The sequence below is a fragment of the Achromobacter sp. 1014246743 genome, from assembly GCF_059760725.1.
The window spans coordinates 18,185-44,343 of record NZ_JCBANA010000038.1; the positions used below are offsets into that span (position 1 = coordinate 18,185).

At 67.1% G+C, this 26,159-nt stretch carries 23 protein-coding genes; 14 read left to right on the forward strand and 9 right to left on the reverse strand.

The genetic code is table 11. The features are described from left to right. Positions 1-100: 100 nt before the first annotated feature. From AC6LJ2_RS17110 to AC6LJ2_RS17120, 3 genes are all read right to left on the reverse strand, one after another. Complete coding sequence (locus AC6LJ2_RS17110) at positions 101-991, reverse strand: 23S rRNA (adenine(2030)-N(6))-methyltransferase RlmJ (RefSeq protein WP_263913304.1); 891 nt, start codon at positions 989-991, stop codon at positions 101-103. A 12-nt stretch (positions 992-1,003) separates the two neighbouring features. Beyond that, positions 1,004-1,759, reverse strand: a complete 756-nt coding sequence (gene ugpQ, locus AC6LJ2_RS17115) for a glycerophosphodiester phosphodiesterase (protein WP_498151786.1) — start codon at positions 1,757-1,759, stop codon at positions 1,004-1,006. Between the two features lie 431 nt (positions 1,760-2,190). Continuing rightward, a complete protein-coding gene (locus AC6LJ2_RS17120; protein WP_498151787.1) occupies positions 2,191-3,483 on the reverse strand; it encodes a M20/M25/M40 family metallo-hydrolase in 1,293 nt (430 codons plus the stop codon). Positions 3,484-3,922: 439 nt separating this feature from the next. On the opposite strand from AC6LJ2_RS17120, the gene AC6LJ2_RS17125 reads away from it, so the two are divergent. Then, the gene (locus tag AC6LJ2_RS17125; RefSeq protein WP_498151788.1) at positions 3,923-5,890 is read left to right on the forward strand and encodes a SurA N-terminal domain-containing protein; all 1,968 of its coding nucleotides are present in this window, start codon (positions 3,923-3,925) and stop codon (positions 5,888-5,890) included. Between the two features lie 58 nt (positions 5,891-5,948). On the opposite strand, the gene AC6LJ2_RS17130 is transcribed toward AC6LJ2_RS17125, so the two are convergent. Then, entirely contained in the window at positions 5,949-6,596 is a 648-nt protein-coding gene (locus tag AC6LJ2_RS17130; RefSeq protein WP_445656451.1) for an arylesterase, read from the reverse strand. Between AC6LJ2_RS17130 and AC6LJ2_RS17135 the strand changes: the two genes are divergently transcribed. Further along, positions 6,595-7,266, forward strand: a complete 672-nt coding sequence (locus AC6LJ2_RS17135; RefSeq protein ID WP_492263086.1) for an ABC transporter ATP-binding protein — start codon at positions 6,595-6,597, stop codon at positions 7,264-7,266. The genes AC6LJ2_RS17130 and AC6LJ2_RS17135 overlap by 2 nt on opposite strands. Positions 7,267-7,350: 84 nt before the next feature. On the opposite strand, the gene AC6LJ2_RS17140 is transcribed toward AC6LJ2_RS17135, so the two are convergent. Genes AC6LJ2_RS17140 through AC6LJ2_RS17150 form a run of 3 tightly spaced genes read right to left on the reverse strand, consistent with a single transcriptional unit; the run spans position 7,351 to position 11,094 of the window. Beyond that, on the reverse strand, positions 7,351-8,334 hold the full coding sequence (locus AC6LJ2_RS17140) for an ABC transporter substrate-binding protein (RefSeq protein WP_498151789.1): 984 nt from the start codon (positions 8,332-8,334) through the stop codon (positions 7,351-7,353). A gap of 23 nt (positions 8,335-8,357) precedes the next feature. Further along, the gene (locus tag AC6LJ2_RS17145; protein ID WP_263915600.1) at positions 8,358-10,004 is read right to left on the reverse strand and encodes an ABC transporter permease subunit; all 1,647 of its coding nucleotides are present in this window, start codon (positions 10,002-10,004) and stop codon (positions 8,358-8,360) included. A 13-nt stretch (positions 10,005-10,017) separates the two neighbouring features. After that, the gene (locus tag AC6LJ2_RS17150) at positions 10,018-11,094 is read right to left on the reverse strand and encodes an ABC transporter ATP-binding protein (protein WP_263915599.1); all 1,077 of its coding nucleotides are present in this window, start codon (positions 11,092-11,094) and stop codon (positions 10,018-10,020) included. A gap of 240 nt (positions 11,095-11,334) precedes the next feature. Between AC6LJ2_RS17150 and AC6LJ2_RS17155 the strand changes: the two genes are divergently transcribed. Together AC6LJ2_RS17155 and serB are read left to right on the forward strand one after the other, a co-directional pair. Then, positions 11,335-12,243 (forward strand): LysR substrate-binding domain-containing protein, encoded by a 909-nt coding sequence (locus AC6LJ2_RS17155; RefSeq protein WP_263915598.1) that lies wholly within the window; start codon positions 11,335-11,337, stop codon positions 12,241-12,243. Positions 12,244-12,294: 51 nt separating this feature from the next. Continuing rightward, positions 12,295-13,011, forward strand: a complete 717-nt coding sequence (serB, locus tag AC6LJ2_RS17160; protein WP_498151790.1) for a phosphoserine phosphatase SerB — start codon at positions 12,295-12,297, stop codon at positions 13,009-13,011. A 54-nt stretch (positions 13,012-13,065) separates the two neighbouring features. Here serB and fabV read toward each other — a convergent pair whose 3' ends face one another. Both fabV and AC6LJ2_RS17170 read right to left on the reverse strand, forming a co-directional pair. Beyond that, a complete protein-coding gene (gene fabV / locus AC6LJ2_RS17165) occupies positions 13,066-14,262 on the reverse strand; it encodes an enoyl-ACP reductase FabV (RefSeq protein ID WP_498151791.1) in 1,197 nt (398 codons plus the stop codon). 77 nt (positions 14,263-14,339) lie between these two features. Beyond that, entirely contained in the window at positions 14,340-15,293 is a 954-nt protein-coding gene (locus AC6LJ2_RS17170; RefSeq protein ID WP_498151792.1) for a DMT family transporter, read from the reverse strand. An 87-nt stretch (positions 15,294-15,380) separates the two neighbouring features. Here AC6LJ2_RS17170 and AC6LJ2_RS17175 point away from each other — a divergent pair, with 87 nt between their 5' ends. The 10 genes from AC6LJ2_RS17175 to AC6LJ2_RS17220 all read left to right on the forward strand — a co-directional run bounded on the left by AC6LJ2_RS17175 (position 15,381) and on the right by AC6LJ2_RS17220 (position 26,159). Next, a complete protein-coding gene (locus AC6LJ2_RS17175) occupies positions 15,381-16,286 on the forward strand; it encodes a LysR family transcriptional regulator (protein ID WP_498151793.1) in 906 nt (301 codons plus the stop codon). 346 nt (positions 16,287-16,632) lie between these two features. Further along, the gene (locus AC6LJ2_RS17180; protein WP_263915593.1) at positions 16,633-17,679 is read left to right on the forward strand and encodes a TRAP transporter substrate-binding protein; all 1,047 of its coding nucleotides are present in this window, start codon (positions 16,633-16,635) and stop codon (positions 17,677-17,679) included. Positions 17,680-17,691: 12 nt separating this feature from the next. Then, positions 17,692-18,312, forward strand: coding sequence for a TRAP transporter small permease subunit (locus tag AC6LJ2_RS17185; protein WP_263915592.1), 621 nt, complete (start codon positions 17,692-17,694; stop codon positions 18,310-18,312). Next, on the forward strand, positions 18,309-19,592 hold the full coding sequence (locus tag AC6LJ2_RS17190) for a TRAP transporter large permease (RefSeq protein WP_445656447.1): 1,284 nt from the start codon (positions 18,309-18,311) through the stop codon (positions 19,590-19,592). Before AC6LJ2_RS17185 ends, AC6LJ2_RS17190 begins: the two co-directional genes overlap by 4 nt. A gap of 76 nt (positions 19,593-19,668) precedes the next feature. Next, complete coding sequence (locus tag AC6LJ2_RS17195) at positions 19,669-20,352, forward strand: DUF2848 domain-containing protein (RefSeq protein ID WP_498151794.1); 684 nt, start codon at positions 19,669-19,671, stop codon at positions 20,350-20,352. Between the two features lie 92 nt (positions 20,353-20,444). Continuing rightward, entirely contained in the window at positions 20,445-21,794 is a 1,350-nt protein-coding gene (locus tag AC6LJ2_RS17200; RefSeq protein ID WP_445656446.1) for an amidase, read from the forward strand. A gap of 70 nt (positions 21,795-21,864) precedes the next feature. Continuing rightward, the gene (locus tag AC6LJ2_RS17205) at positions 21,865-22,776 is read left to right on the forward strand and encodes a LysR family transcriptional regulator (protein WP_263915588.1); all 912 of its coding nucleotides are present in this window, start codon (positions 21,865-21,867) and stop codon (positions 22,774-22,776) included. 101 nt (positions 22,777-22,877) lie between these two features. Next, a complete protein-coding gene (locus AC6LJ2_RS17210) occupies positions 22,878-23,684 on the forward strand; it encodes a putative hydro-lyase (protein WP_263915587.1) in 807 nt (268 codons plus the stop codon). 321 nt (positions 23,685-24,005) lie between these two features. After that, a complete protein-coding gene (locus AC6LJ2_RS17215) occupies positions 24,006-25,262 on the forward strand; it encodes an ABC transporter substrate-binding protein (RefSeq protein WP_263915586.1) in 1,257 nt (418 codons plus the stop codon). Between the two features lie 45 nt (positions 25,263-25,307). Then, the gene (locus AC6LJ2_RS17220) at positions 25,308-26,159 is read left to right on the forward strand and encodes a branched-chain amino acid ABC transporter permease (RefSeq protein ID WP_263915585.1); all 852 of its coding nucleotides are present in this window, start codon (positions 25,308-25,310) and stop codon (positions 26,157-26,159) included.

Here is a 26,159-nt window from a genome sequence, read left to right on the forward strand (position 1 = left end):
GCGCGGCAATAAACAAGAAGGGCTGCCCCGTCGATGGGGCAGCCCTTCTTGCATGCGGGTTCTGAACCGGCGGCGGGCGTGCGGGCCGCCTGGCCGGGAATCAGTCGTCGGACTGCTTCTTGGGCACCGGGAACGGATTCTCGCGGTATTGCAGCGTGAAACTGGCGCGGTCGTCCTGGCCCAGTTCGCGGGCCAGGTAAGGCATGGCCTGCTTCAGGGCATCGTGCAGCGTCCAGGGCGGGTTGACCAGGAACATGCCGCTGCCATGCAGGCCGTAGCCGTCGATGGTGGCCTTCTTGACGGTCAGGGTCGCGTGCAGCCAGCTCTTGACCTTCAGGTTTTCGAAGTGGCGCGCCATTTCGCTGGCTTCGCGCCGCTGCACCAGCGGATACCAGACGGCAAAGGTGCCGGTGGCAAAGCGCTTGATGCATTCCTTGACGGTGATCAAGGTGCGGCGGTAGTCGTTCTTGTCTTCGTAGGAAGGGTCGATCAGGACCATGCCGCGGCGCGTGGGCGGCGGCAAGAGGGCCTTGACGCCTTCGAAGCCGTCGTCGCCGTAGATGGTGGTCTGGCGCTGCGCCGTGCGGCCCTGGTGTTCGAGGTTGACGACCAATGCGTCGATCTCGGTGGGGTGCATTTCGAACAGGCGCAGGCGGTCGGACGGGCGCAGGGCATCCAGGGTGAGCCAGGGCGACCCGGGGTAGCGCTTCAAGCGACCGTTGGTGTTGAACGCGCGGATGCGGGCGACGTAGTCGGCCAACAGGGGCGGCAGGTCGTCGCGGTCCCAGAGGCGGCCGATGCCGTCTGCGAATTCGGACGTCTTGGCGGCCCAGTCGCTGTCCAGGCTGTAGAGGCCGGCGCCGGCATGGGTGTCGACGACCCAGTACGGTGCATCCTTGCGGTTGAAGTAGTCCAGCGTGTGGACCAGGATGGCGTGCTTGAGGACGTCGGCGTGGTTGCCGGCATGGAAGGCGTGGCGATAGCTGAACACGGGGCGGGCGCCTTAAGCGGAAGCGGCCGGCGCGATGGCGGCCAGTTCGTCGGTGAAGATGCCGTCGATGCCCCAGTCGAGCAGCAGCTGGGCGCGCGCGGGGTCGTTGACGGTCCAGGCGGCGATGCGGTAGCCGGCGGCGTGCACGGCGTCGATCAGTTCGCGGGTGGCGTCTTTCTGGTTGATGTTCAGGGCGACGCAGTCGTACTTGACGAGGCGGTCGAGCCAGTCGGCGGGCACTTTTTCAACCAGCAGGGCGCGCGGCAGTTCAGGCGCGACTTCCCGGGCGGCCTGCAAGGCTTCTTCGGCAAAGGACGACAGCAGCGGCGGCACGGCGGCGTTTTTCCAGAGTTCGCGTGCGGCCAGGGCGACGGCGGCGCCGGTTTCGGCTTCGCGGCCGGGGCAGGGCTTGATTTCGACGTTGCTGGCGATGCCGTTGGCGACGGTGTAGCGGGCGACGGCGGCGAAGGTGGGCAGGGGCTCGCCGGCGTAGCGGGCGGAATGCCAGCTGCCGAAGTCGAGCTGGGCGAGTTCGCTGAAGGTCTTGGCGGCGGCGGGGCCGTGGCCGTTGGAGGTGCGGTCGACGTCGTCGTCGTGCATCAAGACCAGGATGTTGTCGGCGCTGAGCTTGACGTCGTATTCGAAGATGGTGAAGCCGTGGTCGGCGCCGACGCGCATGGCGGCCAGGGTGTTCTCCGGCGCCAGGCGGCCGCCGCCGCGGTGGGCGATATGACGGGAATAGGGCCAGGTGGGGAGTTTTGCTGTCATTTCTTTTGTTGCTTTATCGGTGCTTTTGGATAGGTTGCAAGGATACTCCTTCTTAGAGGGGCTTTCCGGGGGGATGGGTTCTTTTGGCGCGGCGTCGGGGCGGTGGGGCCGGGGCGGGGCTACGCGGCTTGTCCGGCGCGCGGGCGCCGGACAGCGCGTGCTCATCCTCGTCGGCGCCTGCGGCGACTCCTACGGATTCCGCCGCGCGCGCCGCTACACGCCCCGCCCCGGCCCCACCGCCCCGACGCCGCTCGCGTTGGTGATTAATCGCCGGTGTTTGGGGCGGGTGGTTTGCTTGGGCTTCTTGGGGGGGCAAAACTGTGGGGGGAAGAGGTGGATTGCGCCCGTCCAGGACGGGCCGCCCTGCGCGGCCGTCCTGGACATACGCTGCTGGTGATGCAGCGGTTGAGGGCTTTGTTGTTGTGGTGGCTCTACTTCAGTGGGGCCTTGTCTTGTGAGATGTCCATGATCATGCGGGCGGCCAGATAGAGGCGCGGGACGATGGAGTTGATCTGGATGTATTCGGCGTCGTTGGAGTGGGCGCCGAAGCCGGACAGGCCCATGCCTTCGATCACGGGGCCGCGGGCCTTGAGGGCGGCGAAGGCGGCGTCGGTGCCTCCGCCGCTGGCGCGGTCGATGACTTTCATGGGCAGGTCGAGTTCTTTGTAGATGGCGACGCCGTGGTTGGCCAGCGCGCGGGACGCGGGGGTGGCTTCGAGCGGGGGGCGGCGGACTTCGAATTTGACGGTGACCTTGGAGTCGGGCAGCAGTTTCTTCTGCACGCGTTCCTGCAGGGTGCGGGCCAGGGCGTCGAAGTCGGAGACTTTCAGGGCGCGGGCGTCGGCCTGGGCGGTGGCCTGGCCGGGGATGACGTTGCGGTTGGTGCCGGCCTGGGCGACGGTCCAGTTCAGTTTCAGGCCTTCTTCGGGTTTGGACAGCTTGTCCAGTTGCAGCAGCTGGTGGGCGAGTTCGTAGAGGGCGTTGACGCCGCCTTCGGGGCGGGCGCCGGCGTGGGAGGTCTTGCCTTGCACGTTGAGGTAGGCGGCGCCGATGCCGCTGGTGGCCAGGGTCAGGCGGGGTTCGGTGCCGCCGCCTTCGAAGGAGAAGACGGCATCCTGGTCGGCGCCCAGCCGGGTGATGGTGTCGCGGGCGCCGGGCGAGCTGATTTCTTCGTCGCCATTGATGAGGACGGTGAGGGTGCCGTAGTCCTTGAAGCCCATTTTCTGCAGCAGGGCCAGGGTGTGCAGGATGGTGGCGACGCCGTGCTTGTCATCGGCGATGCCCAGGCCGTAGGCGCGGTCGCCGTCGATGCGAAAGGGCTGGTCGCGGAGCATGCCGTTGCGGTAGACGGTGTCCATGTGCGCGATGAGCATGATCTTCTTCTGGCCGGTGCCCTTGAATTCGGCGTGGACCATGGGCCCGACGTGTTCGGGGGTGTCGTCCAGGCGGAAGATGTCGGTGGGCTTGATGATGTCGACGGTGCCGCCCAGGGCCTTGAGACGCTCGCCGATGAGGGCGGCGATGCGTTCCACGCCTTCGACGTCCTTGCTGCCCGATTCGATGTTGACCAGGTCGCGCATGGTGTCGAGCATGGCTTGCTTCTGGTCCTGGGCGGCCTCGTGCACGGCGGCGACGGGGGCTGCGAGGGCGGCATGGGAGCCTCCCAGCAAAGCCAGGGCGACGGCGGTGCGCAGGACGAGGGGGCGGGGGAACGGGAACGGCATCGATGATCACCTTGGCGTGAAGGGGGAAGAGGGAAGCTGCAGGGAATCGCGGGAACAGGGTATTGCAGGAACGGCGCATGGCCGGAATCAGGCATTGCCGCAAGCGGTCGGCGCGGGCCTGGCCGGGGTCGGTCCCGGATTTGACGATACGAGGGCGGCCCCGGGTCGAAAACGGGGGTTTCCCGGGTTGACTGGCGGGGGCTTCCATGAAGCGCAAGGACGGCGAGAAGGGCGGCCGCAAGTGGGGCGGACGCACGCGGGCGGGGCCGCAGAAGGCACGTTGGAATCGGCCGCTGCGGGACGAATGAGAAATGCTAAAATCCGCCCGCTGACCCGGTTTGACCGGTATGGGAATAGGGCGAATGAGATTCGCCTTTTTTTATGCGTTTTCGTGCGGCCCGGGCGGAAGTCTCCTCTCGAGTGCGGCAACAGGGATTCCATGTTCGAATTTATTCGCAGCCATCGGCGCTGGATGCAGTTCATCCTGCTGCTTCTGATTGTGCCTTCCTTCTTCCTCGTCGGGATTCAAGGCTATGACAGCTTCATGCGCCGCGAGCCTGAATTGGCCACCGTCGCCGGCCAGCCGATTTCCCGCGCCGAGTTCGACCAGGCGCACCGCAACCAGCTGGAGCAATTCCGCCAACGCCTGGGTGCGCAGTTCGACCCCGCAGTGATCGATACGCCGGCACTGCGCGAAAGCCTGCTGAACCAGCTGATCAATCAGCGCCTGCTGGCCAACGTGGCCGTCGACAACCGTTTCTCGGTGTCCGACGAAACGCTGCGCAACACCATCGCCGCCATCCCGGAAGTCCAGGACAACGGCCGTTTCTCGCCCGAACGCTATCGCCAGGTGCTGGCCGCGCAAGGCATGTCGCCCACCTCGTTCGAAGCCGGTCTGCGGCGCGATCTGGCCGTGGCCCGCGTGCTTGAGCCCGTCGGCCAGTCGGCCCGCGCGCCCGGCGAAGTCGTCGCCTCGCTGGAAACCGCGCTGACGCAGCAACGCACGGTGCAGCTGCGCCGTTTTGCCGCCGCCGATTTCCGCTCGCAAGTGACGGTCACGCCGGCTGACATCCAGACCTGGTACGACGCCAACAAGCAGCAACTGCAGGTTCCCGAACAGGTGCAGGTGCAATACCTGGTGCTGAACGAAGCCGCCGCCACGCAGGGCGTGCAGGTCAAGGACGAAGACCTGGCCTCGTACTACGAGCAGAACAAGTCCCGCTTTGGCCAGCCCGAGCGCCGCCGCGCCAGCCACATCATGATCGAAGTGCCCGCGGGCGCCTCGGAAGATGCGCGCAAGGCCGCCCGTGCCAAGGCCGAAGACCTGGCCAGGCAGGCTGCCGCCGACCCGGCCAGGTTTGCCGAGCTGGCCCGCAAGAATTCGCAGGACGCCGGTTCGGCCGCCAATGGCGGCGACCTGGGCTGGCTGGCACCGGGCATGCTGTCCGGTCCGCTGGAAAAGGCCGTGTTCGGCCAGACCAAGGACCAGGTGTCCGGCGTGGTCGAAAGCCCGTCAGGCTTTCACGTGGTCAAGGTCACCGAGATCCAGCCGGCCGCGGTCAAGCCGCTGGCCGAGGTCAAGGACCAGATCACCGCTGAAGTGCGCAAGCAACTGGCCGCCATCCGTTTCTCGGAAATGGCCAGCCAGCTGAACAAGCAGGTCTACGACCAGCGCGACAGCCTGCAACCGGCCGCCGACGCGGTGGGCCTGAAGCTGCGCACCGCCTCGGGCGTCACCCGCGAAGGCCTGCTGCCGGCCGACAAGGCCGGCCCGGGTTCCGCCGCCGACAGCCCGGATGCGGCGCTGCTGGACAACCCGCGCGTGCGCCAGGTGGTGTTTTCGCCCGACGTGCTGCGTGAAAAGCAGAATTCCGGCGTGATCGAACTGTCGCCCGATACCATGCTGGCCGTGCGCGTGGCCGCGGTGGAACCCGCCCACATCCCGCCGCTGGACAAGGTCAGCGATTCCATCCGCGCCAAGCTGCTGGACGAGCGTTCGGCCGAAGCCGCCAAGAAGGCTGGCGAAGCCGCGCTGGCGGCCGATCAGGCCAGCCCGGCAGCAACGCCGGAAGGCTTTGGCGGCCCGCTGGTGGTGTCCCGCCAAGACCCGAAGAACCTGCCGCGTTCGGTGCTGGACGCCGTGATGCGCCTGCCGGCGTCCAAGCTGCCGGCCTATACCGGTGTGCAGTCGGGCGCCGACTACACGCTGGTGCGCCTGGAAAAGGTCGATGCCGGCACGGTCGATGCCGCCGACAAGGAACGTCTGGCGCAGCAACTGTCGGGCGCCTGGGGCCAGGCCGAAAACGAAGCCCTGGTGCGCATGCTGCGCGAAGAATACAAGGTGCAGGTGCTGCCGGCCGCCGCCGACGTCATCCGGGGCGACGCATCCCCGCAGGCGGCAGGCTGAGCCTTTCGCCACGCCGCGGCGCCGTGATGGCGCCGCGGGATTGCGCCGCCGTTGCGTATTACTGCAGCAGCGGCCGCAATACCGGCCACACGTTATCCAGCAATTGGCCTTGCGCATCCTCATTCGGATGGATGCCGTCGGCCTGGAACATCGCCCGGTTCGTTGCAATGCCTTCCATCAGGAAGGGCACGAGCCGGGCGTTTTCGTCTTTGGCGACCGTGGGAAACACCTGGGCAAAGCGCTGGGTGTAGTCGCGGCCGTAGTTGGGCGGAATCTGCATGCCCACGATGACCACCTGGGCATCGGCCTTGCGGGCCGTTTGCGCCATGGTGCGCAGGTTCTGTTCGGTCATGTTCAGCGGCAGCCCGCGCAGGGCGTCGTTCGAACCCAGCTCCAGCACGACCACCGCCGGCTCATGCTGGCGCAGCAGCGCGGGCAGGCGCGCGACGCCGCCGCTGGTAGTGTCGCCACTGATGCTGGCATTGACGACCTTGTACTTCGGGTATTGTTCGGAAAGCCGGGCGGACAGCAGCGGCACCCAGCCGGTGCCGCGCTTGATGCCGTATTCGGCGGCCAGGCTGTCGCCCACCACCAGCACGGTGCGCAGCGCGGAACCCTGCGCCGCGGCGGTGGTCTGAGCGTGGGCGGGCGCCAACAGGGCGCTGGCAAGAACGGACGTAAGTAGCAGACGGGGAAATAGGCGCATGGATAGCAAGAATTCGATCGAGGTGAAAGGGCTGGGCAAGCGGGTAGCCGATGCCGGCGGGACGCTGTCTATCCTGGAAGACATCGATTTTACGGTGCAGGCAGGCAGCGCCGTGGCCATCACCGGTAGCTCCGGTTCGGGCAAGTCCACCTTGTTGGGACTGTTGGCAGGCCTGGATGTTCCCAGCTCGGGCAGCGTGCGCCTGGCCGGGCAGGACCTGTTCTCGCTGGATGAAGACGGCCGGGCGCGCCTGCGCGCCAATCACGTGGGATTTGTGTTCCAGTCGTTTCAGCTCTTGCCTAACCTGACGGCGCTGGAAAACGTGATGCTGCCGCTGGAACTGGCCGGCCAGCCGGCCCGCGAGGCCGCGCAGGCCATGCTGGAACGGGTCGGCCTGGGCGCGCGGCTGCACCACTACCCGCGCACCCTGTCGGGCGGCGAGCAGCAGCGCGTGTCGCTGGCGCGCGCCTTCGTGGTGCAGCCGGATCTGCTGTTCGCGGACGAACCCACCGGCAGCCTGGATGCCGCCACGGGCGTGACGGTGATCGACCTGATGTTCGACCTGCACCGGGAGCACGGCACCACCCTGGTGCTGGTGACCCATGATCCGCAACTGGCGGCGCGCTGCGCCCGCCAGTTGGTGCTGGCGGCCGGGCGCATGGTCCAGTAGCGTCAGCCTGCCGGGCACGCAAGGGAGGCCCGCGGCCAGCGGCAGGCGGGCCTGATGGCCTGTCTGCCCACCGGATAGCCGCGCTTACTTGGCCTTGGCCACCGCCTGGTTCCAGGCCGTCACCACGGCTTCGTATTCCTTGGCCGCCGCGTCCTGGCTGACCGGGAATATCTTGATGCTGTTGAAGTCGGGCAGGGTGGTCAGGCTGGCCACCGCGATGTCCGTGCGGGTGGGGCGGCGGAAGTTCTTCACCAGCTGCGCTTCCTGGGCTTCCTTGCTGAGCAGGCCGTCGTACAGGGCGCGGGCGGCGTCCAGGTTCTTGGCGCCCTTGATGATGAACATGCCTTCGGGCGCCAGGTAGCTGCCTTCGCTCGGGTAGACCAGCTTGATTTCCTTCTGACCGCCGGCCACGTATTCCTGGGCGGCGTATTCCAGCGTCATGCCCACCGCGTATTCGCCCGCGGCCACGCCCTTGTAGGTGGTGCCCGACGAGGCGGTGACCACGGCGTTGGCGGCGATCTTGTCCAGGCCTTCCTGGCCGAACTGCTTGTACAGGCCATAGACCAGCATGTAGGCCGTGCCGCTCTTGGACGGGTCGGTGATGGCGAACTTGCCCTTCCATTGCGGCTGCATCAGGTCGGACCAGGTGGCCGGGGCCGGCAGGCCCTTCAACTGGCGTTCGTTGATCATCAGCACCATGATGTGCACGTTGGTGCCCACCCACAGGTCGTCCGGGCCGCGGAACTCGGCGGGAATCTTGTCCAGGTCGGGCGAGCGATAGGGCTGCAAGTGCTGGCGGTAGGCGCCCAGCGTGCCGAAGCCACCGCTCCAGAACAGGTCGCCGCGCGGGTTCTGCGCTTCGGCCTCGATGCGCTTCATCATCGTGCCCGTGCCGCCGGTGACCGGCTGCACGTTCAGCTTGGGCGATTTGGCCTTGACGGCCTCCAGCGCGGTTTCGATGGTTTCCGTGTTGTTGGATGAATACAGGACCACGTTCTGGGCGTGCAGGGCGCCCGAGGCCAGGGTGGCGGCCAACAGGCCGGTGTGCAGGAAGTGTTTGAGGTGCATGGGTCGCCTTTGGTGGGTGCGGGTTATTTGCCGGAGAACAGCTTGATGCGGAACGCCTTGACCGACACGATGATGGGCAGCACGATCACCGTGACCAGCGCGGCGCCATAGGCCGAGGCCATGCCCAGACGGCCGCCGTCGACCTGGCGGAAAATGGCGATGGGCATGGTTTCCAGGCCGCCGCTGTAGGCCACGATGGACGCCGACAGCTCGGAAATCGTCGTCAGCCACATGAGGATGGCGGCCGAGATGATCGAGGCCTTCATGGCGGGCAGGATCACCTTGAAGAAGGTCATCAGGGGGGACACGCCCAGGCTGATCGAGGCCTCTTCGATGGAATCGGGAATGTTGAACAGCACCGACGAGGCGTTGCGCACCGCGAACGGCAGGCGCCGCACCGCGTAGCACAGCACCATGATGCCGGACGTGCCCGCCAGCACCAGCCAGCCGGTGTTGAAGGTCTGCACCAGCGCAATGCCCAGCACCGTGCCGGAGATGGTCAGCGGCAGCACGACGATGTAGTCCAGCACCTGCGTGAAGGCGCTGCGCTTCTTGATGGTCAGGTAGCTGACCAGCACCGCGAAGGCCACGCCCGTGACGGTGGCCAGCGAGGCGAATTTCAGGGAATTCAGGATGGGTTCCGGCGCGCCGTGCAAGGCCCGCTGCATGCTGGCCAGCGACCATGAGCCCCACTGCATCACCGGCCCGCTGGTCTTGGTGAAGGCGGCCACGAACACGATGATGAGCGGCAGCATCGACACCAGGATCACCAGGCCGACGCCGCCCGTGTAGAGCAGTGCGGTCCACGAGCGCACCCGGCGTGCGGCGGGCGCCCGGCCCTGCGTCATGGTATAGACCTTGCGTTCGACCACGCGTTTCTGGATGAACAGCACGATGGCCACGATGGCGATGGACACCACCGACATGGCGCTTTGCAGCGTGGGACTGCCGCCCATTTCGCTGACGAAGGTGTTGTAGGTCATGACCGACAAGAGCGGCACGCGGCTGCCCAGCAGCATCGCCAGCGCGAAGTTGCCCACCACCAGCGTGAACACCACCAGGGCGTTCACCAGCACCGCCGGCAGCAGCACCGGTACCAGCACCCGCAGCTTGGTCATGAAAGGCGGGGTGCCCAGGCTCAGGCCGGCTTCTTCCAGCTGGCCGTCAAAGCCCCGTAGCGCGGCCAGTACGCCCAGGTAGATGTAGGTGTAGTACACCAGCGTCATCGAGAACACCATGCCGGTCCAGCCGTAGAACGACGGCAGCGAGATGCCCGCGTCGCCCAGCAGGTTGGTCAGGATGCCGTTGTTGCCCAGGATCAGCAGCCAGGACTGGCCCACGATGATCTCCGGAATCACGATGGTCAGCACCGGCAGGATGGCCACCAGGTTCTTGAGCGGAAAATCGTAGCGCGCCACCATGTACGCGAACGGCACGCCCACCAGGATGGTGCAGGTGGTGACGGCCAGGCCCAGCACCAGCGTGTTGCCGAAGGCCTCCAGGTACTGCGAGTCGGCCAGCAGGGCCTTGAAGCCTTCGAGCGAAAAGCCGCCGTCCTGGCCGGTGACGCTGTTGCCGAACAGCACGCCCAGCGGATACAGCACGAAAAACAGCAACAGCGCCAGGCTGATTGCGGTCAGGATGCCCCAGGGCCACCATTTGATCTTCATGGCGCGGGCGTCCTCAGGCGTTCACGACGCGACTGTCGGCGGGAATCAGCACCTGCACCGATTCGCCGGGCTGGAACTGCGCCACCATGTTGCCCGCGTGCAGTTCCACGCGGATCTCCGAGCCGTCCTGCAGTTCGATGCGGTAGGCGGTCTTGAAGCCCAGGTATTGCCGCCGCAGCACCTTGCCGGGCAGCGTATTGGGCACGTAGGGCGCCGGCGCCATCAGCGCCAGTTCCTCGGGGCGGGCGATCAGCACCGCGCGGTCGGCCAGGTCGGCGCCGCCCAGGGTGCCGTCAAAGCCCAGTCCGCACAGTTCGTAGCGCACGTGGCCAGCCGGGGCGCCCGCAAGGCCCGCGCGAGCCGGCACGGGAATGACGTTGGCCGAGCCGATGAAGTCCGCCACGTAGGCATTCACGGGGGTGCCGTACAGTTCTTCAGGCGTGCCCAGCTGGGCGATGTTGCCGCTGTCCATGATGGCGATGCGGTCGGACATGGCCAGCGCCTCTTCCTGGTCGTGCGTGACGAACACCGTGGTGATGCCGGCCTCGCGCACCAGGTCCAGGATGACGTCGCGCATCTGCAGGCGCATCTTGGCGTCCAGGTTGGAAAGCGGTTCGTCCATCAGCAGCACGCGCGGCCGGATCACCAGGGCGCGCGCCAGCGCCACCCGCTGGCGCTGGCCGCCGCTCATCTGGGCCGGGTAACGGTCAGCCAACGCCAGCAGGCCGACCTTGTCCAGCGCCTCGTTGGCGCGGCGGGTGATCTCGGCACGGGCCACGCCGCGGGCGCGCAGGCCGTAGGCGACGTTGTCGAACGCGCTCTTGTCCGGAAACAGCGCATAGTCCTGGAACACCATGCCGATGTCGCGGCGGTGCGCGGACACGTGGGTGACGTCGTCCTGGTCGAACAGCAGGCGGCCGCCATCGGGCGCATAGAAGCCGGCAATGCAGCGCAGCAGGGTGGTCTTGCCGCAGCCGCTGGGGCCCAGCAGCGTGTAGAACGCGCCGTCGGGAATGTGCAGCGACAGGTTGCGCAGCACTTGCTGGCCGCCGAAGGTCTTGATGATGCCGTCTACCGTGATGGATGCCATGTGAGGTTCCTGCCTGTGATTGACCGCATCATAGGCAGGCCCCTCACCGGCCACCAGCAGTGTTTTTTAAGGCGAGTCGTTAGATTTTCTAAGAGGTCGGCGGCGGCGCAATCCCCTAGAATGCCGCTCATAGCGAAGGCGCATCGCAATGCGCCGGCAAAAGACAGACGACAAGGGAAAACGTGGGTAACAGCAGCAAAGCCTTGCGCCGGCCCGGCGCGCGGGCGGGCGCGGCCTGAGATGGCGGGCCCGAGCCTGCCGCCGCTGAAGGCCTTGCGGGTATTCGAGGCCGCGGCGCGCCTGCGCAGCTTCACCGCGGCGGCCGACGAGCTGAGCATCACGCACAGCGCCGTCAGCCAGCAGATCCGCATCCTCGAAGACTACGTGGGCCAGCCGCTGTTCGCGCGCGAGGCGCGCGGCGTGACCTTGCTGCCTTGCGCGCAGGCGTATTTTCCCGAGGTCCAGGCCAGCCTGGAACGCATCGCCGCGGCCACCGCCAAGCTGCGTTCGCCCAGTTATGGCGGCATGCTGCGCGTCAGCGCCACGCCATCCTTGACCATGAAATGGCTGATCCCGCGCCTGTCGGCGTTCCAGGTGCTGCACCCGGGCGTGGACGTGCAGTTGAGCACCCAGGGCCGCTCGTTCCTGGACCGCGGCGACGACGCGGGCAGCGACGTGCTGATCCGCCACGGCTACCTGGCGCACCCCGAGATGGCGTGCGTGCATTGCCTGGATGACTTCCACGTGCCGGTGGCGTCGCCGCGCTTCATCGAGCGCAACCGGCTGGCCACGCCCGCCGACTGCCTGCGCCATCCGCTCCTGAAGGTGGCCGGCGGCATGGATCACTGGCCGCGCTGGTTTGCGCTGGCCAAGGTGGACGTGCCGGCGCAATTGCCCGGGCCGGTGTTCGACCATCAGTTCCTGTGCATGCAGGCAGCCATGAACGACCTGGGCATTGCGCTGGCGCCGTGGTGCCTGCTGCAGGACGACCTGCAGGCGGACCGGCTGCGTCCCGTGTTTCTCGAACCGCGCCTGCCCAATGCCGGCGTGCACGCGCTGTACCGCCAGGAAGGCCCGGCCGCCGCCGCGGCGCGGCATTTCATCGACTGGCTGGGCCGCGAGGCCGGCCATCCGTTGCCTGGGCAATAGCCTTTCGCACCCCGTTCATTCTCGACCCGACTGATCCAAGGACCCACTTCCATGCAAGCTTTCCCCGACGCCGCCGGCCCGCACTGGCGCGGCATCACGCCGCCGCTTTCGCTGTCGGACTACAAGGTCATTGCGTTCGACATGGACTCGACCCTGATCGCCATCGAGACCCTGGACGAGATGGCCGACCTGATGGGCAAGAAGGCCGAGGTGGCCGCCTTGACCGAAGCCGCCATGCGCGGCGAAATCACCGACTACAAGCAGAGCCTGCGCGAGCGCGTGGCGCTGCTGGCGGGCATGCCGCAGGCGGGGCTGGACGAGGTCTACGAACAGCGCCTGCGGCTCAATCCCGGCGTCGAAACCCTGATCGCCGCGTGCAAGGCCGCGGGCCTGTTCTGCCTGCTGGTGACGGGCGGCTTCACCTGCTTCACCGACCGGCTGCGGGTGCGGCTGGGGTTGGACGACGTGCGCGCCAACGTTCTGGAAATCGAAGACGGACGCCTGACCGGGCGGCTGCTGCCGCAGCCCTGGGGCGACCTGTGCGACGGTGAGGAAAAGCGCCGCAAGCTGCTGGAAGTGTGTGCGGCGCTGGGCGTGGGGCCGGAACAGGCCATAGCGGTGGGCGACGGCGCCAACGACCTGCCGATGCTGCGCACCGCCGGGTTGTCGGTGGCCTATCACGCCAAGCCCGCGGTGCGGCAGCAAGCCAAGGTGGCCATCGACGCGGGCGGGCTGGATCAACTGCTGCGCCTGTTTGCCGAACAATAGGCGCTGACACCGCGTGGGCGGCGACGGTCAGCTCGCCGCGCGCGCGGGCGCGGTTCAGGCTGAAATCAAGCCGGGGATCTTCACGTCCGGGTTGACGTCGGCCTGGTAGTCCACGCCGTCGATCTCGAAGCCGAACAGGCGCAGGAATTCCTGCTTGTAGCCGGCGAAATCGGTCAATTCGTACAGATTGGCGTCGGTGACCTGGTGCCACAGGGCCTGCACCTGGGCCTGCACGGCCGGGTCCAGTTCCTTGTAGTCGGCGCGCAGGCGGCCTTCGGCGTCCAGGATCGGCGCGTCGCCGCACAGGCTGTCCCGGTACAGGCCATAGACCTGCTCGATGCAGCCTTCGTGCGTGCCTTGCTGCTTCATGACCTTGAACAGCAGCGACAGGTACAGCGGCATCATCGGGATCGCCGAGCTGGCCTGCGTTACCACGGCCTTGAGCACCGACACGCGGGCGTCGCCGCCGCGCGCGGCCAGCTTGGTGCGGATGTCCAGCACCTTCTGGTCCAGGTCTTTCTTGGCTGCGCCGATCGAGCCGTTCCAGTAGATGTCGTGGGTGATCTTTTCACCGAGGTAGGTGAATGCCGTGGTGGTGGCGCCTTCGGCCAGCACGCCGGCGTCCAGCAGCGCGTCGATCCACAATTGCCAGTCGTCGCCGCCCATCACGGCCACGGTGCCGTCGATTTCGGCCTGGGTGGCCGGTTCCAGCACCGATTCCTTGATGACTTCCTTGTCGGTGTCCAGGCCACGCAGGTTGACCGCGTGGCCGATCGGCTTGAGCGTCGAGCTGAAGACCTCGCCGGTCTTGGGGTGCGTGCGGCGCGGCGCGGCCAGGCTGTAGATCACCTGGTCGACCTGGCCCAGGTCGGCCTTGATCGCGGCGATGGTCCGGGCCTTGATGGCGTCGGAAAACGCGTCGCCGTTGATGCTCTTGGCGTACAGGCCCTCGGCGCTGGCGAATTTGTCGAAAGCGGCGCTGTTGTACCAGCCCGGCGTGCCGGCCTTGGCGGCGTCGCCGGGCCGCTCGAAGAACACCCCCAGGGTCTGGGCGCCGCAACCGAAGGCCGCGCTGATGCGGGCCGCCAGACCGTAGCCGGTGGACGCACCGATCACCAGCACGCGCTTGGGCCCCCCGGCAATCGGGCCCTGGGCGCGCACGTAGTCGATCTGGTTCTTGACGTTGGCTTCGCAGCCAACGGGATGGGTGGTCACGCAGATGAAGCCGCGCACGCGGGGTTTGATGATCATGTAGACCTCGTTCTGGAAATGCCGGGAAGGCCGGCCGCCCGGCAGGCGGCAAGCGCCGAGCATTGTACGGGAGTGGGCTAGCGGGCGGCGGCGGCGGCCACCGCCAGGGCGCGGCCCCGGCGCCATTCGACCAGGCCGATGCCGATGCCGCTGGCGCAGATGATGGCGATGCCCAGCCAGGTCAGCGGGTCCGGGAAGTGGCCCCAGACCAGCCAGCCCACCGTGGTGGCGCTGATGATCTGCAGGTAGATGAAGGGGGCCAGCGTGGACGCCGGCGCGCGGCGGTAGGCGGCGATCTGGAACAGGTGGCCCAGCCCGCCGGTGATGCCGGTGGAAATCAGCAGCGTCCAGTCCAGCGGCGTCAGCGCTTGCAGCACGGGCAGGGCAGGAGGCAGGATGAAAGGCAGGGCCAGCGTCAGGCAGCCCGTGCCCACCGCGCCGCTCCAGATCAGCGAGGTGAACGGATCGTCGCCCGCCACCCGCCGCGTGGCGATGAACTGGGCGGCAAAGCAACAGGCCGTGATCAGGCCGAAAATGGTGCCCACCGGATGCAGGCCGCCGCCCGGCCGGATAACGATGATCACGCCGATGAAGGCGATGCCGGCCGCCACGAAGCGCGACAGGCGGGCGGGCTCTTTCAGGATCCAGGGGGCCAGCGACAGCACCAGCAAGGGCGCCAGGAAATTGATGGCGGTGGCTTCGGCCTGGGGGATGTAGCTGAGCGTGGTGAAGAACATCAGCGTGGCCAGGAACATCGAGCCGCCGCGCAAGATCTGTTCGCGCGGCTTCTTGCTGCGCAGGATGCCCGGCCCGCGGGTGGGCAGCACCAGCGCCAGCACCAGTACCAGGTGCACCGCGTAGCGGAACCACGACAGCACCAGCAGCGGCACCCCGGCGTTCATGACCCATTTGCCGCTGGCATCCAGGCACGACAGCGTCCACATCGACGCCACCAGCAGCAGGATGCCGACGAGCGGACCGCTGGCGGCAGGGGCGCCGCGACGCGGGCGACCGGTATCGGCCGGGGACATGGACAGACTCCTTGTGCGCAATGGGGCCGCGGGCAGGGCCCCGGGGCGGCTGACATGATACGCTCATCGCGCCAGGGGAAAAGGCTCATGATCGAACTACGCAATATAGAAACATTTTTCTGGGTGGCCACGCTGGGCAGTTTTCGCGCGGCCTCGGACAAGCTCAACACCACGCAGCCGGCGGTATCGCAACGCATCGCCTCGCTGGAGGCCGACCTGGGCGTACGGCTGTTCGAGCGCGACGCCCGCGGCGTCAAGCTGACCGGCAAGGGCCACGAACTGCTGTCGCACGCCGAGCGCATGCTGCAGGTGCGGCGCGACATGTTCGAAGCCGCCCGCGCGCAGAACGTGATGACCAGCACGGTGCGCATCGGCGTGGCCGAGACCATCGTGCAGACCTGGCTGCCCACGCTGATCGAACTGGTGCACACGACCTATCCGGCGCTGGTGCTGGAAATCGAGGTCGACACCACCCATGTGCTGCGCTCGCACCTGATGGCGCGGCAGATCGACCTGGCCTTCCTGATGGGGCCGGTGCTGGAGGCGCGGGTCGAGAACCTGCCGTTGTGCACCTATCCGCTGGCCTGGGTGGCCAGCCCGCTGCTTGAACTGGGTCCCGAGCCCCTGACGCTGGAACGCATCGGCCGGCTGCCTGTCATCACGTACCCGTCCAACAGCGCGCCTTACCGGGTGGTGCGCGACATGCTGACCCGCGGTGGGGTCACGTCGCCGCGCATGTATGGCAGCGCGTCCATGTCGATGGTGGTGCGCATGACGCAGGACGGTATCGGCACCAGCGTGATCGCGCCGGTGTTCCTGGGCAAGGAACTGGCGCGCGGCGAGCTGCGCATCCTGCAGGTGGATGCCGACCCGCTGCCCGAACTGAGCTTCACCGCGACCTGGGTGCAAGGCCCGGACAGCCACGCGGTCAGGCTCATCGCACAGATGGCGCAGAAGGTCGCGGCGCAGGCCGGCGACAGCATTCCCGCCTAGGTGTTTTCCCCGAAGGGCGCGGCGCGGCCGTCTTCAAAGGCGGCTGCGGCGCAGTCGCGCCCGACACCTGAAAAGCGCCGCAAAGCCGCATGGATGCTGGCTTTGCGGGATGCGCCCGAGAGGCCGACGGCGAGACCCAAGAAATATTTATACCCCCACATCGCAACATACGATTGGACGCTGCACGCCCCTGACGCTGCAATGGCGGCAGATCAGAAAAAAGCCTGGATACACAGTGCGGGGGAAAGCCATCACTCCTCTGACGTTTCGATTCCTACCCGCGCGCGAACAGGGTAACGGGGACCTGCGCGCGGCAGACCATCCCGCCAGCTAGGAGTTTTTGTCCATGAAGAAGTCACTTGTTTCAGCCGCCGTCGCAGCCAGCCTGCTCGCGGGCGCCGCCCTGGCGCAAGACCTGCCCAAGACCCACCTGAAGGTCGTGGGCGGCCTGTCCAACCTGACCGCCTACAACGACTACGAAAAGCCGTTCTGGACCAAGACCGTGCCGGAACAGTCCAAGGGCCAGGTGACGGCGGACATCAAGGGCTTCAACGAAATGGGCCTGAAGGGGCCGGAACTGCTGCGCCTGATGTCCACGGGCGTGGTCGAGTTCGGCACCGCCACGCTGTCGTACTTCGCCAGTGACAACCCCATCAACGAGGCCATCGACCTGGCTGGGCTGGCGCCCGACGTGCAGACGGCGCGCGCCGTGACCAACGCGTTCGAACCGGTGTATGCCCGCCTGTATGGCGAGGGCAGCAACGTCAAGCTGCTGGGCATTTCGACCTATCCGGCGCAGGTGCTGTTCTGCAACGCCGACATCAAGGGCCTGGCCGACATCAAGGGCAAGAAGGTGCGCACCAGCAGCCGCACGACGGCCGAATTCGTCGAGGCGCTGGGCGGCTCCAGCGTCACGATGGCGTTTGGCGAAGTGGTGCCGGCGCTGCAGAACAAGGTGGTCGATTGCGCCATCACCGGTTCGCTGTCGGGCTATTCGGCCAAGTGGTACGAAGTGTCGACCCACCTGGTGGCGCTGCCCATCAACTGGAACCAGCAGATCCACGCCGTCAACCAGAAGGCCTGGGACAAGCTGGACCCCAACGTCCGCACGTTCCTGCAGGCCAACGTGAAGACGCTGGTCGACAACATCTGGGACGCCGCGGCGCGCCAGACCCAGGAAGGCTACGACTGCAACACCGGGGCTGCGGCTTGCCCGTTCCCGGTCAAGGGCAAGATGGTGCTGGTGCAGCCGTCCGATGCCGACCGCGCATTGCTCAAGAAGGTCACGCAGGAAGCCGTGCTGCCCAAGTGGGCCGCCCGCTGCTCGGCGCAATGCGTCAAGGACTTCAACGCCACCGTCGGCAAGACGCTGGGCGTGACGGCAAGCAAGTAAGAGGTTCTGCCCATGACCCGATCCGACCACCTCCGCCTGCTGGGCGGGCTGCTGCGGCGTGCCGAGAGTTTCTCGCGCGCCGCAGTGTGGGCGGGCGGGGCGCTGACCGTCGCCAGCGTCCTGCTCATTTCCTTTGACGTACTCGCCCGCAAATTCCTGGGCTTCAACACGGGCGGCGCGGACGAGTTGTCCAGCTACGCCTTCGCCATCAGCACGTCGTGGGCGCTGGCCTTTGCCACGCTGCAGCGCGCCAACGTGCGCGTGGACGTGCTCTACCAGATGCTGCCGGTACGCGTGTCGGCGTTGCTGGACTGGCTGTCCATGGTGGCCCTGGCGGTCTTCATGGTGTTCCTGACGTACTACGCCTTCGAGGTGGTGCAGACCTCGTGGGCGCAGAAGTCGGCGGCCAACACGCCGCTGGCGACGCCGCTGTGGATCCCGCAGGGGCTGTGGCTGCTGGGGCTGGCCTGGATGTGCGTGACCGTGGCGCTGATGCTGGCACGCGCGTCGGCCGCGCTGGTCACGGGCGACCTGGCGCTGGTCAAGGAAATCTGCGGCGTGCGTTCGGCGCAGGAAGAGGCCGACGAGGAAGCCGCCGCCGGTGAACGCATGGTCAAGGGAGCCGCAGCATGATCGCGACCGCCCTGACTCTGCTGCTGGTGCTGATCGGCCTGTCCATTCCCGTGGGCGCCGCCCTGGGCGTGCTGGGCCTGATCCTGGACCCGCTGTTCTCCATGCTGCCGCTGTCGCGCGCCATCGGTGAAATCTCGTGGAGCACGAACAACGAATTCCTGCTGGTCGCCATTCCGCTGTTCATCATGCTGGGCGAGGTGCTGCTGCGCGCCGGGTTCGCCGAACGGATGTACGGCGCCATGAGCCTGTGGCTATCGTGGCTGCCGGGCGGCCTGATGCACGCCAATATCGGCGCGTCCACGCTGTTCTCGGCCACCTCCGGCTCCAGCGTGGCCACGGCCGCGACCGTGGGCACCGTGGCCATCCCGCAGATCCGCAAGTACGGCTACAACGAGCCGCTGTTCCTGGGCAGCCTGGCGGCCGGGGGCACGCTGGGCATCCTGATCCCGCCGTCGATCAACCTGGTGATCTACGGGGTGCTGACCAATTCGTCGGTGCCCAAGCTGTACCTGGCGGGCATCATCCCCGGCTTCGCCATGGCGGCGCTGTTCATGCTGACGGTGGTCGTTGCCTGCGTAGCCAAACCGTCCTGGGGCGGCAAGAAGATCCAGGCCACCTGGGGCGAGCGCTTTGCCAGCCTGGTGCACCTGGCCCCGCCCATGGGCATCTTCCTGCTGGTGGTGGGCTCGATCTACGCGGGCCTGGCCACGCCGACCGAAGCCGCCGCGCTGGGCGTGCTGGGCGCGCTGATCCTGGCCGCCTGGTTCCGCCGGCTGACCTGGACCATGTTGCGCGAGGCCATGGAAGGCACCATGCGTTCCACCGCGATGATCATGCTGATCGTGGTGGCCGCCAGCTTCCTGAACTTCGTCATGTCCGCCACCGGCCTGACCGACGCACTGACCCAGTCGATCACCGGCCTGGGGCTGTCGCCGGGCTGGATGCTGCTGATCGTGATCGTGTTCTACCTGGTGCTGGGCTGCTTCATGGAAACGCTGTCCATGATGATCACGACCATTCCCATCGTGGCACCCATCATGATCGCACTGGGATACGACCCCATCTGGCTGGGCATCATCATCATCATCCTGGTCGAAGCCGCGCTGATCACGCCGCCGGTGGGCCTGAACCTGTTCGTGGTGCAAAGCCTGCGCAAGAGCGGGTCGATGAGCGCCGTGATCGTCGGCAGCCTGCCGTTCGTACTGGCGATGTTCGTGATGCTGGCGCTGCTGGCGTTCTGGCCGGACCTGGCCTTGTGGCTGCCGCGGGTGTTCGGTTAGGGCCGGCCCCCTTTGCCCCGGGGCGCGGCCAGGCGCCGCGCCCGTTTCCCTTCTTTTTTCCATTCGCAGGATAGTCATGAAAGCCGTATTCCAGATCGAAGCCGACACCCCCCGCCAGGTCGAGGTGGATTTCAACACCCTGATCGTGGCCGGCTGGGCCGGACGCGACATGGCTGCGATCGAGCACCATATCGAAGAACTGGCCGCCATCGGCGTGCCGCGCCCCAGCAGCGTGCCGCTGTACTACCGCATCGCGGAAAACCAGCTGACCCAGGGCGAGCGCGTGCAGGCGCTGGGCGGCGATTCGTCGGGCGAGGTCGAGACCTTCGTGTTCGCCGCGGGCGGCGAGATGTACGTCAGCATCGCGTCCGACCACACCGACCGCAAGCTGGAGACGGTCAGCGTGGCCATGTCCAAGCAGGTGTGCGTCAAGCCCGTGGCCACCCAGGCCTGGCGCCTGGCCGACGTGGCTGCCTACTGGGACGAATTGATCATCCGGTCCTGGATCGTCGAGAACGGCGTACAGGTGCTGTACCAGGAAGGCCCGCTGGCCTCGTTGCGCACGCCGCAGGAACTGATCGCCGGCTATACGGGCGGGGCCGCCATGCTGCCCGAAGGCGCCGGCATGACCTGCGGCACGGTGGGCGCCATCGGCGGCATCCGCGCAGCGGTGGAATTCACCATGGAACTGCATGATCCGCGCCGCCAACGCAGCCTGCGCCACCGTTATCATGTCGAAAGCCTGCCCGTGGTGGCCTGATCGCCCCGACAGGCTTTGAGCGCCCCGGCGGGGCGCGCCAGCGCGACTTTCCGACCGAATTCTTCACGCCGCCCGGCGGCATCTGGAACCTTATGCTTGCGACCCTGAACGACCTGACGGCGGCCCTGAACGACGGCCGTGCCACCTCCGTGCAACTGACCGAGGCCGCGCTGGCCCGCGCCACCGACCCGGCGGGCGAGGGCGCGCGCGCCTTCACCCGCCTGTACGCCGAAGCCGCCCTGGCGCAGGCCCGCGCGTCCGACACGCTGCGCGCCGCCGGCATCGTCCGTTCGGCGGTGGAAGGCCTGCCGATCAGCATCAAGGACCTGTTCGACATCGAAGGGGAAACCACGATGGCCGGCTCCGTGGCGCGCGAAGGCGAACCCGCGGCCGACGCCAATGCCGAAGTGGTCCAACGCCTGATCGCCGCGGGCGCGGTCATCATCGGCCGCACCAACATGACCGAATTCGCCTATTCGGGCCTGGGCATCAACCCGCACTACGGCACTCCGCTGAACCCCTGGGACCGCGACACCGGCCGCATTCCCGGCGGCTCTTCGTCGGGCGCGGCCGTGTCGGTCGCCGACGGCATGGCCGTGGCCGCCATCGGTTCGGACACCGGCGGCTCGGTGCGCATTCCGGCCGCGCTGTGCGGCCTGACCGGCTTCAAGCCCAGCGCCTGGCGCGTGTCGATGCAAGGCGTGCTGCCGCTGTCGGCCAACCTGGACTCCATCGGCCCCATCGCCGCCAGCGTGCGCTGCTGCGCCGAGCTGGACGCGATTCTGTCGGGCGAGGGCGGCCCGGTGCCCGAGGCGCTGCCGCTGCGCGGCCTGCGCCTGGCCGTGCCCAAGACGCTGGCACTGGACGCCATGGACAAGCACGTGTCCGACACCTTTGCCCGCACCGTGGCCCGCCTGGTCGAGGCCGGCGCGCTGGTCGACGAGATCGCCATTCCTGAGTTCGCCGAACTGGCCAGCATCAATGCCAAGGGCGGCTTTACCGCGGCCGAGGCCTGGGCCTGGCACCGCGACCTGATCGAACGCGCCGGCAAGCGCTACGACCCCCGCGTGGTCTCGCGGATCATGCGCGGCAAGGACATGAGCGCGGCCGACTACCTGGACCTGCTCGACGCGCGCGAAGCCTGGGTGGCCGCCGTGGACCGCCGCATCGCCGGCTACGACGCCCTGATCATGCCGACCACGCCCATCGTGGCCCCGCCCGTGGCTGACCTGGCCGCTTCGGACGAAGCCTATTACGCCGCCAACGGCCTGATCCTGCGCAATCCCACCCTGATCAATTTCCTGGATGGCTGCGCGCTGTCGCTGCCGTGCCACGCCGACGGCACGGCGCCGGTGGGCCTGATGATCGCCGGCAGCAATGGCGCCGACCGCCGCATCCTGGCCATCGGCCAGTCGGTCGAAGACCTGCTCGCCGGGCGTTGAGCGGGCGGCGGGGCCGTTGCGGCCCCGCTGACGGCTGGACACGCGCCGGGATACGCGGCAAGCTGGCTCCATGATCGATCTGCGCAACATCGAGACGTTTTTCTGGGTGGCCACGCTGGGCGGATTCCGCGCGGCCGCCGAAAAGCTCAATGCCACCCAGCCGGCCATTTCCCAGCGCATCGCGTCGCTGGAATCCGACCTGGGCATCCGCCTGTTCGACCGCGACGTGCGCGGCATCAAGCTCACCGGCAAGGGCCGCGAACTGCTGTCCCACGCCGAACGCATGCTGCAGCTGCGGCGCGACATGCAGGAAGCGGCGCGCGCCAAGAGCGTCATGAGCGGCACGCTGCGCCTGGGGGTGTCCGAGACCATCGTGCACACCTGGCTGCCCACCCTGATGGAGTACCTGCACGACGCCTATCCGGCGTTGATGGTCGAAATCCAGGTGGACACCACCACCATGCTCAAGACGCAGCTGGCGTCGCGCCAGATCGACCTGGCGTTCCTGCTGGGGCCCATGGAAGAGCCCAGGGTCGAAAACCTCTACCTGTGCAATTACCCGCTCAGCTGGGTCGCCAGCCCCAAGCTGAAAGTGGGGCGCCTGCCCATCAGCCTGAAGCGCTTGGCGCAGTGGCCGGTCATTACCTATTCCTCCACCACCGACCCGCATCGCGCGGTGCGGCAGTTGCTGCAGCAGGCTGGCGTCGATTCGCCGCGCATGTATGGCAGCTCGGCCCTGAGCGTGATCGTGCGGATGGCGCTGGACGGCATCGGCACGGCGGTGATCGCGCCGGTGATCCTGCAAAAAGAGCTGGTGCAGGGCGAGTTGCGGCTGCTGGACGTCAAGGCGCCGGCCTTGCCGCCGCTGCACTACACCGCGTGCTGGATGCAGGGGCCTGACAGCCAGGTGCCGCGCGCCGTGGCCGAAGCCGCCCAGCAGATTGCGCGGGATGAGGCGCTGCGCCATCCGGCAAAACCCTGATAAGGAATTCTGATCGGGGTCTATCGCAACATGTGATTAGACGCTGGCGCCGAGTTCCTGTGCAATGTCCCCATACCAACACTGGCGCAAGGGGAATAGACATGGCATTCGATTTGGCGGCCCGCAACAGCATCGAACTGGCGCGCCGCGCCCGGCTCGACGCCCGCAGCGGCAAACTGACCGGGCCCACCGCCAACCTGGCCCCGGGCCACGTGCAGGCCAACCTGGCCATCCTGCCCCGCGCGCTGGCCGCCGATTTCCTGCATTTCTGCCAGCGCAACCCCAAGCCTTGTCCCTTGCTGGCCATGTCCGAGCCGGGCGATCCGGCCTTGCCCGAACTGGGCCACGACATCGACATCCGCACCGACATCCCGCGCTACCGCGTCTGGCAGGACGGCGAACTGGTGGCCGAACCGACCGACGTGCGCGACATCTGGCGCGACGACCTGGTGTCGTTCCTGATCGGCTGCTCGTTCTCGTTCGAAGAGGCGATGCTGGACAACGGCCTGCCCGTGCGCCATATCGAGCAGGGCTGCAACGTGCCCATGTACCGCACCAGCATCCCGACCCACGCGGCCGGCGCCTTTGGCGGGCCGCTGGTGGTGTCGATGCGCCCGCTCAAGGCCGCGGACGCCATCCGCGCCATCCAGGTGACCTCACGTTTTCCCTCGGTGCACGGCGCGCCGGTCCACATCGGCGACCCCGCGTTGATCGGGATTGCCGACATCAATCGGCCGGATTATGGTGACCCGGTGGAGGTGCGGCCGGGCGAACTGCCCGTGTTCTGGGCGTGCGGCGTGACGCCGCAGTCGGTCGTGGCGGCGGTCCGCCCCGAATTCTGCATCACCCACGCGCCCGGCCACATGCTGGTCACCGACCTCATCAACAGCCGCATGGCCATCCTGTAGGCCAGGCGGGCAATTTCTCAGTATTCCGTCAGCGCATTCGCGCTAGAAACAGGGTCACGGACAGGAATCTTCAACCTCACACACGATCAAGCAGTCCGCATCACAGGCGCCCGCCAGCCGGGCGCGCCAAGCAGCTTTGGTTTTGCCTCCAGAACGATCCATGAAAGGACAAGGGGAAAAGGCGACAAAAGTTCAGGGCCCACCGCCTTCCGGCATGCCGGAGGGTGGCGGGTTGCCGCAAGCCCGGATCCACCGGGCCCGGGGCCGCGCGCCCCGCACATTGCATTGCTTTCACAGTGGGATTTTTCCAGGAGTCTAGTAATGAAGATGAAGCTCATTGCGGGTGTCGCCGCAAGTCTGGCGCTGCTGGCCGTCGCGCCATTGCCGGCGCAGGCGCAGGTCAAGACCGTCAAGATCGGTGCGATCTATCCCTTGTCCGGCGCGCTGGCGTCCACCGGCGCCGAAATCAAGGCCGCGGTGGAACTGGCCGTGGACATCATCAACAATCCGCATCCCGAGCTCGAGGGCATCCCCCTGGCCGCGGGCGCCGGGTTGCCGGCGCTGGGCGGGGCCAAGATCGAAGTGGTGTTCGGCGATTCGCAAGGCAAGCCGGAAGTGGGCCTGGCCGACGCGCAGCGCCTGATCGACCAGGAAAAGGTGGTGGCCCTGACTGGCGCCTACCAGTCCGCCGTCACCAAGACCGCCAGCCGCATCGCCGAGCAACGCGGCATTCCTTACCTGAATGGGGAATCCAGCAGCCCGGACCTGACCGAGCGCGGCTACAAGTGGTTCTTCCGCACCTCGCCCAACGACGACACCTTCGTTGAAAACATGATGCAGTTCCTGGATGGCATCCAGGGCACGCCGACCGCCAAGATCGCCGTGGTGTACGAGAACACCGACTTCGGCGTCAACACGTACAAGGCGGTCGAGAAGTTCGCCAAGCAGTACAAGCGCCAGGTGGTGGCCAACATCGCCTACAGCGCCGGCTCGGCCTCGGTGACCGCCGAAGTGCAGAAGCTGGCCGCGGCCAAGCCCGACGTGGCGATCTTCGCCAGCTATACCTCGGACGCCATGCTGTTCGTGCGCACCATGCGTGAAAGCAAGTACGCGCCGCCGGTCCTCCTGGCCAACGACGCCGGCTTCATCGATTCGCGCTTCGTGCAGGAAGTGGGCCCGCAGGTGCAGGGCGTGCTGACGCGCGACGTCTGGGGCAACGACGTCGCCGCCGCCAAGGCCGGCTTGAAGAAGATCAACGACATGTACAAGGCCAAGACCGGCAAGGACCTGAACGGCAACAACGCCCGTTCGATGCAGGGCGTGCTGGTGCTGGCCGACGCCATCAACCGCGCCGGTTCCACCGATCCGGAAGCGATCCGCAAGGCGTTGGCCGCCACCGACCTGGGCGAGGCGCAAGTGGCCATGCCCTGGGCCGGCGTGAAGTTCGACGACAAGGGCCAGAACACCAAGGGCTCGGGCCTGATCCTGGAACTGAAGGGTTCGTCCTACCAGACGGTGTGGCCGGAAAAGTACCGCACCGACAAGACGCTGCCCACGCTGCCGTTCTCCTGGAAGTAATCATCAGCCGTGGCGGGCCGCGGGGGCCCGCCACAGGAGCACTCCATGTTTGAAGCTCTCTCGGCAGGCCTGTTCAACGGCCTGATCTATGCCGCGGTGGCGGTGGGGCTGGCGCTGATATGGGGCATCACCGACGTCATCAACTTCGCCCACGGCGAATTCCTGATGCTCGGCATGTATGCCGCCTATTGGCTCTACACCCTGGGTCACATCGACCCCACGCTGTCCGCGCCCCTGGTTGCCATCGTGCTGGCCTTCGTCGGCTTCCTGACCTATGCGCTGATCATCAAGCGCTTGCAGAAAGGACCGGCCATGGCGGTCATCCTGGCCACCTTCGGGCTGGGCCTGGTGCTGCGCCAGCTGGCCTTCATCGCCTTCAGCCCCGACTACCGCAGCCTGCCCGACACGATGGTGTCCGGCAGCGTGACGCTGGCGGGCATTTCGCTGGGCCGTCCGCAGGTGGTGACCGGCCTGATCGCGCTGGTGGTGATCATTGCGCTCTTCATCCTGGTGTACCGCACTCGCTGGGGCCATGCCCTGCAGGCGGTGGCCGAAGACCGCCAGGTGGCGGCGCTGGTGGGCATTTCGCCGGACCGCGTCAACGCCCAGGTCTGGATGCTGGGCAGCGCCGCGGTGGGTCTTGCCGGCGCGCTGCTGACCACGTTCTTCTACGTGTTTCCGTCGGTGGGCACGGTGTTCGGCCTGCTGGCCTTCGTGGCCGTGTGCATGGGCGGTTTCGGCTCGCTGCCCGGCGCGTTCATCGCGGGCATCCTGATCGGCATCATCGAGGCGATGACGGGCTACTTCGTCGCGCCCGCCTTGAAGACGGTCAGCGTGTTCATCCTGTTCATTCTGGTTCTCTGGTACCGGCCGCGCGGCCTGTTCGGGCGGTGGTGA